The sequence below is a fragment of the Streptomyces sp. NPDC057623 genome, assembly GCF_042800355.1.
GTDB lineage: Bacteria > Actinomycetota > Actinomycetes > Streptomycetales > Streptomycetaceae > Streptomyces.
This window is the reverse complement of record NZ_JBHVGZ010000067.1, coordinates 40,128-46,783: the sequence shown is the minus strand read 5'-3', so window position 1 is coordinate 46,783 and position 6,656 is coordinate 40,128. Positions and strand designations below refer to the sequence as shown.

Annotated in this window: 4 protein-coding genes; all 4 read right to left on the bottom strand. The window is 73.2% G+C overall.

Annotated elements, in window-relative coordinates; genetic code table 11:
* Positions 1 to 198: 198 nt before the first annotated feature.
* Positions 199 to 1,086, bottom strand: coding sequence for a FadR/GntR family transcriptional regulator (locus ACFU95_RS40795; RefSeq protein WP_383839436.1), 888 nt, complete (start codon positions 1,084 to 1,086; stop codon positions 199 to 201).
* Positions 1,087 to 1,249: 163 nt separating this feature from the next.
* Positions 1,250 to 3,268 carry an ATP-binding cassette domain-containing protein gene (locus ACFU95_RS40790; protein WP_383839433.1) on the bottom strand — a complete coding sequence of 673 codons (2,019 nt, stop codon included), beginning with the start codon at positions 3,266 to 3,268 and terminating at the stop codon, positions 1,250 to 1,252.
* Positions 3,269 to 3,456: 188 nt separating this feature from the next.
* On the bottom strand, positions 3,457 to 4,215 hold the full coding sequence (locus ACFU95_RS40785; protein ID WP_370265275.1) for an NUDIX domain-containing protein: 759 nt from the start codon (positions 4,213 to 4,215) through the stop codon (positions 3,457 to 3,459).
* A gap of 131 nt (positions 4,216 to 4,346) precedes the next feature.
* Complete coding sequence (locus ACFU95_RS40780; RefSeq protein WP_383839459.1) at positions 4,347 to 6,215, bottom strand: glycogen debranching N-terminal domain-containing protein; 1,869 nt, start codon at positions 6,213 to 6,215, stop codon at positions 4,347 to 4,349.
* Between the last annotated feature and the right edge of the window lie 441 nt (positions 6,216 to 6,656).

The following is a 6,656-nucleotide window of genomic DNA, read 5'->3' as shown; positions in this document are numbered from 1 at the left end:
ACAAAAAGCATGAAAATGAGAAAATAACTGGTGCCCCCCAGCTCCTCCAAAGCGTGTCACGCCGTTCCAGGGGCCCCGCAAAACCGGGGAACCCAAAGAGGCAGGGGTGGATCCTGCGGGTCCGACGGGAGGGGGCACACAGACCGGGAGGTGCCACAGGAGGGGGAGGCACTCCCGGCCGCGCCCCCGTGGGCGCGGTCAGTGCTCGCGGGGGGCGGGCACCACGCGCTCGACCTCGGGATGGACGGTGAGCAGTTGACGCATGGCGGCCTCGGCGGCCGCTCCGTCGCCGGCGGCGAGGGCGTCGACGATCCTGCCGTGCTGGGCCAGCGACGCCTCGTTCGGCCGGTCGCAACCCGTCACAGGGCCGCCGGAGACCTGGAGGGCGGCGGAGACGATCCCCGACAGGTGCTCCAGCATGCGGTTGCCCGCGACCTGGATGAGCAGCGAGTGGAACTCGGCGTCGGCGCGGGAGAAGGTGAGGACGTCGCCCTGCCCCATCGCGTGGCTCATGATCTCGACCATGTCGCCGAGCCGCTGCTGGACGTCGTCGCGCCCGTGCCCGGCGGCGAGGCGGGCGGCGAGCGGCTCGATCGTCCAGCGCAGCTCGCTCAGCTCCCGACGCTGGTCGTCGCGCTGCGGTCCGAAGGCCCGCCACTCGATGATGTCCGGGTCGAGGAGGTTCCAGTCGCTGACGGGACGCACGCGCGTGCCGACGTTCGGACGGGCGCTGACCAGGCCCTTGGCCTCCAGGACGCGGAGCGACTCGCGGACGACGGTGCGGGAGACCTCGAAGCGCTGGCCGATCTCCTCGGGCACGAGCGGGCGGTCGGCGCCCAGGTCCCCCGAGACGATCATCTGGCCAAGCTGCTGGACGAGTTGGCCGTGCAGCCCGCGTCCGCGGCTGCCCGCGGCGCGTCGGCCCATACGGCCCAGTTCCGGCTCCGCACTGTCCCAGGCAGAGGCTCCGACGCGGTCGGCGACGGTGGCCTCGGCGTAGGGGTAGCGGTCGAGATCGCCCGGGCCGGCAAGACCGGAGTCGGCGGCGCGGGCGGCGGTCATCATGGTGTGCGCAAGGGTACTCACGGATCCTTTGTCGGCGCCCTCCTCAACTCCCTTGAGGTCTTTGGTGAAAAGCACACGAAAGGGTGATCGCTCACCCCGTCGCAATTGACGCCTTATCGGAAAGAAATGGGCTTTCCCCGGGGAGTTGTGCGCACGACAGATCCGGGGGCGGCAGGGACGGTCGTCATCGGACCCTGCTTCGCAGGGTCGTGAGGACGTAGGCGCAGAGCAGGGCGGTGAGCGACAACGTCAGGGCACCGCCGACGGGTTGGGCGACCACGCGCGCGGCGGCTTCCAGGTAGCGCTCGCCCCCGAAGGGCCACTGCGACAGGAGCACCTCCCGCAGCCGCAGCGGAAACCCGGCCGCCGTCCGCACAGACGGCCCTTCGAAGGCCTTTTGTACGAGGGGTACGACGACGACGGGCACGGAGACCACCGCCGCGAGCCCGGCCGTGGTGGACCGGAAGAGACCCGCGGCGAGTACGCCGGCCCAGGCGCAGCCGACCATGAGCCCGATCCAACTCGCGCTCAGCGAAAGCCACTCGGCGGGAACCTCCGCGAGCTCCCGTCCGTAGACGAGGTAGAGCACTTCGGTGTCGCAGCCCACGGTGAGGACGGCCAGCACCAGCGCGGTGGCGGAGGCGACGAGGAGTTTCGCGGCCAGCAGCCCCAGCCGGCGGGGGACGGTGCCGCGGTCCGCGGCCAGGGCGGGGTGGCGGAACTCGTCGCCGAACGCGATCGCACCGAGCAGCCCGGCACCGATCGCCGCGGGCGGCAGCGGGAGCTGTTGCGGCCACGCCGCCATCAGGCGGTGCTGCGGCGTGTGCCCGACGCGTGCCAGCAGTACGGCGGTGAGGGCGGACACCACGAGCACGGCGGCACCGGTGGCGAAGCTCGTGCCGACACCGACGGCACGACGGAGTTCGTAGCGGAGGGGGCGGAGGGGGCTGGGGGCGGGGCGGACGGAGATGGGGGGCGGGAGATCGGGGAGGGCGACTGCAGAGGAGCCTGACGAGCGCGAACCGGCGTCCGGTGTGCGGGACCCGCCCGTGGGCGCGCCGGCTGGTCTCGGACCACCCGCCCGCGCCTGGGGAACCTCCGCGCAAGCCTCCTGCCCATCAGTGGCGGCTGCGGCCGGCTCCCGGCCCGCCTCCTGAGGCACCTCCCTCACAGTCGCCTGCTCGTCGGTCCCGGTGCGCCCTGAGTCCGGCGCCGGCGGGGGCGCGGCCTTGCGTCTGCGGCCACCGGTTGCGGCCAACGCGGCATCCGGCGCCTGCGGCACCTCGCAGGCCCGCGGCTCGGCCGTGCGGGGGCCCGCCTCGGTTCCCGGCCCCATGTCTCCGATCTCGTCGGCGAGTTGATGTACGAGAATGCCGTGACGGAAGGCGATCTCGCCCACGTCGGCACAGGTAGTGCCATACACGGAGAGGCGGTTGCCGCTCTCCCGAACGACCTCGACGGAGCGGTGTGCGGTGCGCGCCTCCTTGGTGAGCAGGGCGGCGAAGCGAGAGGCATGAGGCGTGCGGACGGCGACGCGCGGGCGCAGCCGGGTGCGGGCGAAGTCGGCGGCCTCCTGGTCGGCAATGAGTCTGCCTCGCTGAAGCGTGACGACCCGGTCGGCGGTGCGTGCGGCCTGCTTCGGGTCGGCCGTGGTCAGCAGGACCGTGCCGCCCTGGGTCGCGTGGGCGTGCAGCATGCCGTACAGCCAACGGCTCTCGCGGGCCGAGAGCCCGCCTGCGGGGTCGTCGAGCACGAGGGTGTGCGGGTCGGCCAGCAGCGCGCAGGCCAGACCGAGGCGGCGGTCCATGCCGCGCGAGAGAGTGCCGAGGCGTTCCTCGCGCAGGCTGACGAGGCCGACCACCTCCAGGACTTCGTCGGCACGCCGGGCCGGCACTCCGGCGGCGGCACACAGCATGCGCAGATGGCCGCGGACCGTGCGCGACGGATGCCCGGGCAGGTCGCCCAACAGCACGCCGACCTCGCGCGACGGGTGGGCGATGCGGTGCAGGGGGCGACCTCTGAAGTAGGTGATTCCACGGCCGCGTTGGAGTTCGAGCATGAGTCTGAGCACGGTCGTCTTGCCCGCTCCCGACGCTCCGAGCAGCGCGGTGACGCGACCGGCGCGCGCCTCGAAGGAGACGTCGTCGACGGCGGGAGGAAGCTCCTTGCGAGGGTCGCTGGTCAGTCCGATGGCCTGGATCACTCGCAGCAAGATAGCGCGGTATGTCCGTTTTTTCGGGTAGGGCAAGGCCCGCTGCGGAGACCGGAGTCGGTCCGGCCGGGTCCCACGGCTTCCGTCTCGAGCACGGACTGCACCCGGACCGAGCCCGGACTGAGCCCGGATCGGCATCGGTTCGCGTCCGGGCGAGCGTCGCGGCGAGCGCTCTCGGGTCAGACCTCGGGGCGCAGCATCGGAGGGTTGAGCAGCGTGGCGCCGCCCGCCCGGAAGAGCTGGGCGGGGCGGCCGCCCTGGCGTGTGGTGGTGCCCCCGGTGGGGACGAGGAAGCCCGGTGTGCCCGTCACCTTGCGATGGAAGTTGCGCGGATCGAGCGCCACACCCCACACCGCCTCGTAGACACGGCGCAGCTCCCCGACAGTGAACTCGGTAGGGCAGAACGCCGTGGCCAGGGACGAGTACTCGATCTTGGAACGGGCGCGCTCCACCCCGTCGGCCAGGATCTGCGCGTGGTCGAAGGCGAGCGGCGCGACCGGTTCGCCGTCGCGGCCGTAACCGCCCTGCTGCAGAAGTTCGTCGACCGGCGCCCAGCGGGCGTTGCTGGCGTCGCCGCCCGCGCGGGGCGCCGGCAGGTCGGGGGCCAGCGCCAGGTGGGCCACGCTGACGACCCGCATCCGCGGATCCCGCTTGGGGTCACCGTAGGTCGCGAGCTGCTCCAGGTGGGCACCGTAGTCCTGCGCCGGGACGGCCGGGTCATGGGCCCGCAGCCCGGTCTCCTCGGCCAACTCCCGTGCCGCGGCCTGCGCCAGGTCCTCGTCGGCCCGTACGAACCCACCGGGCAGTGCCCAGCGCCCCTGGAACGGCGGTTCGCCCCTGCGCACCGCCAACGCGCACAGGGCATGGCGGCGCACGGTCAGCACGACCAGGTCCACGGTAACGGCAAAAGGCGGAAAGGCTGACGGGTCGTAGGGCATGCGGCGATCATAGTCGTCTGCTTGACGATAAACACTCCCTTCGTCGGGCGCATCGATGGCTGATCCAATTCGGCCCGGTATGGACCTCACCACCCCCTCCTGCACGTCGCACGAACCGGCGTCGTACGAGGTCACGCTCGCAGTTGCAGTCCGTCGGCCGCCTCCTCGACCATGGCGAGCCCCAGCCGGCTGACACGTACGGAGAAGGGGGCTTCGATGACGCGGAGGCCCGTCAGGACGATCTCGCCGAGCGGCGCACTGCGCACCGGGCGCAGCGTGACCGTCCCCGCCGGAGCGTCCGGGCGGACACCCGCGAGCGTGGTCAACAGCAGCACTCCGGCCGCCGCCGCCGTGGCCGCGGGGCGGCAGGCCGCCGGATGCGGGAGGGGAGCGCTCCCGTCCGTACGGCGCTCCCCCGCATACATGTCGGGCAACCGGTGGCCGAACGCGGCCGCGGCCGCCAGCACGCCCCGCAGCAGCCCGCTCGCCTCCTTCTCGTAGCCTGCCGCGGCCAGGCCCGCGACGGCGAGCGCGGTCTCGTGGACCCGCACGGCGCCACTGCGGTGACCGAAGGGGTTGTACCCGGCCTCCTTCACGCCCAGGCCGCGAAGGCCCCAGCCCGAGTCCATGGCCGGCCCACCGAGCAGCCGGGCGAGCTGTTCGGTCTGCACCTTGCCGAGCAGGCCGGGCGCCTGTTCGCCCCCACCCAGCAGGCCGGTGTCGAGAAGGTGGACGGCGGCGGCGCCCAGATGTGGCACCAGGCGTCCGTCCGGGGCACGGGCGGCAGCGGGCCGGCCGCCGCTCAGGTCGTCGATCCAGAAGTCCGCACGAAACGCCGTCCGCAGCGTCCCGGCCCAGTGCCGCAGCTCGGCACCGCCCGGTCTGCCGCAGGCGTCGAGCAGATCGGCGCCCAACAGTGCCGCGCGATGGGCATGGGCCTGGGTCTCGCAGCGGACAGGCCCGCCGGGATGCGGGTCGGGCAGATATCTGCCGTCACCCACGGTGGTCCGCAGCCAGGTCAGGCATCGCTCGGCCGCCGGGAGGAGCTCCTCGGTCTCGGGCTCGGGCAGCCCCCAGCGTCGGGCCTCCGCGAGCAGCGCGGGGAAGAGCAGCGTCGCCTCCGTGCCCGTGCAGCCCGGTGGCAGATGCGTGCCCGCGTCCCGGAGCGGCGCGGGGATCATGCCGGACTTCGGTCCCTGGGCCCGGAGTTGGGTGCGGGCGAGGGTGCGCAGCGTGCCCGCGGCGAGCCGGGTGCCCAGAGGCAGGGTCATCCGGGCCGCTGCGAGGGCCTCGGCCGGGGCCAGGCCACAGCGCCACGGTGCCCCGGCGGCCAGGTGGATGTCGCAGGGGTGGGCCGGGTCGCGCAGCAGAAGGGCCTGGAGATCTTCGATGCTCGTCCGTAACAACGCCTCCGCCCCGGGATCGTCACCGGCCGCCCGCGCCGTCGCCAGCGGGCTGGTCGCCGCTCGGCCCACGGCGCGCACGGGTCCCGCTCCGTCGGGCCGCACCCGCAGTTCGATGGTCACGCTCCCGCCCGGGGGCAACACGAATTCCCACCGCAGCAGGCCCGCGGAGGCCAGCGCGTCGGCCGGCGACGGGTCGGCCGTCACAGCCGAGCCTCCTCTGGCTGACGACCAGCGCAGGCCGGAGTCGTGGACGGTGGCGGGGAGTTCCGGTCCCGTGTTGCCGCTCGCGATCGCGCCGAGGTCGGCCAGGTCCGTGCCCAGGGCGACCTCGACCGGCAGACGCAGGGGTCGAACGGCCGCGCTGTGCAGCGTGATCCGCTCGGTACCGTCCGCGTGACGGATTCGCTCGACCACGACGTCCGGGTCCGGTCCCGCCTGGGGGGAACTGCGCAACGTGCCCACGAACCGGGCACGGTCGGCCGTGGTCATCCTGGCCTGGACCGGGAGCGGCTCACGTCCGGCCACCCGGATCTGACAGCGCGAGAGCACGCGTCGGCCTGCTCGGTAGAACCCGTCGAGGCCCCGGCCGGTCAACTGCCCCTGGTCCGTGGAGATGGCGAGGCCCGGCAGGGCGACGCAGATCAGGGCGTTGTGGGTGGGCGGCAGGTCGGCATACCGACGCACGACCGACTGCTGGGCCGTCGAAGGGGTGTCCTGGGGCTGGGCGAAGCGCCGTGCGTGCTCGGCCTGTGTGGGCGTTGCCGTGTCCGGGATCATCAGGGCCGAGGACGACGGGCCCTGGCCTGGCGACGGGCCCTGGCCTGACGGCCGATGCGTGTGCTCGGCCCGTCGAAGGTCGTCGTTCAGCAGCCTGGGCACGCGCCGCTCCGCAGCGTCCCCGGGCGGGGGCAGCCCCGTATCCAACCGTTGGGAGGGGACCAGCCCGCCGGCTGTCGAGCGATCGTCTGCAGCCGGGGAGGTCTGAGTCGGTGGTGGCACCGGAGTCGGCTGTGGCATGGGGCGGCTTCCTCTGCG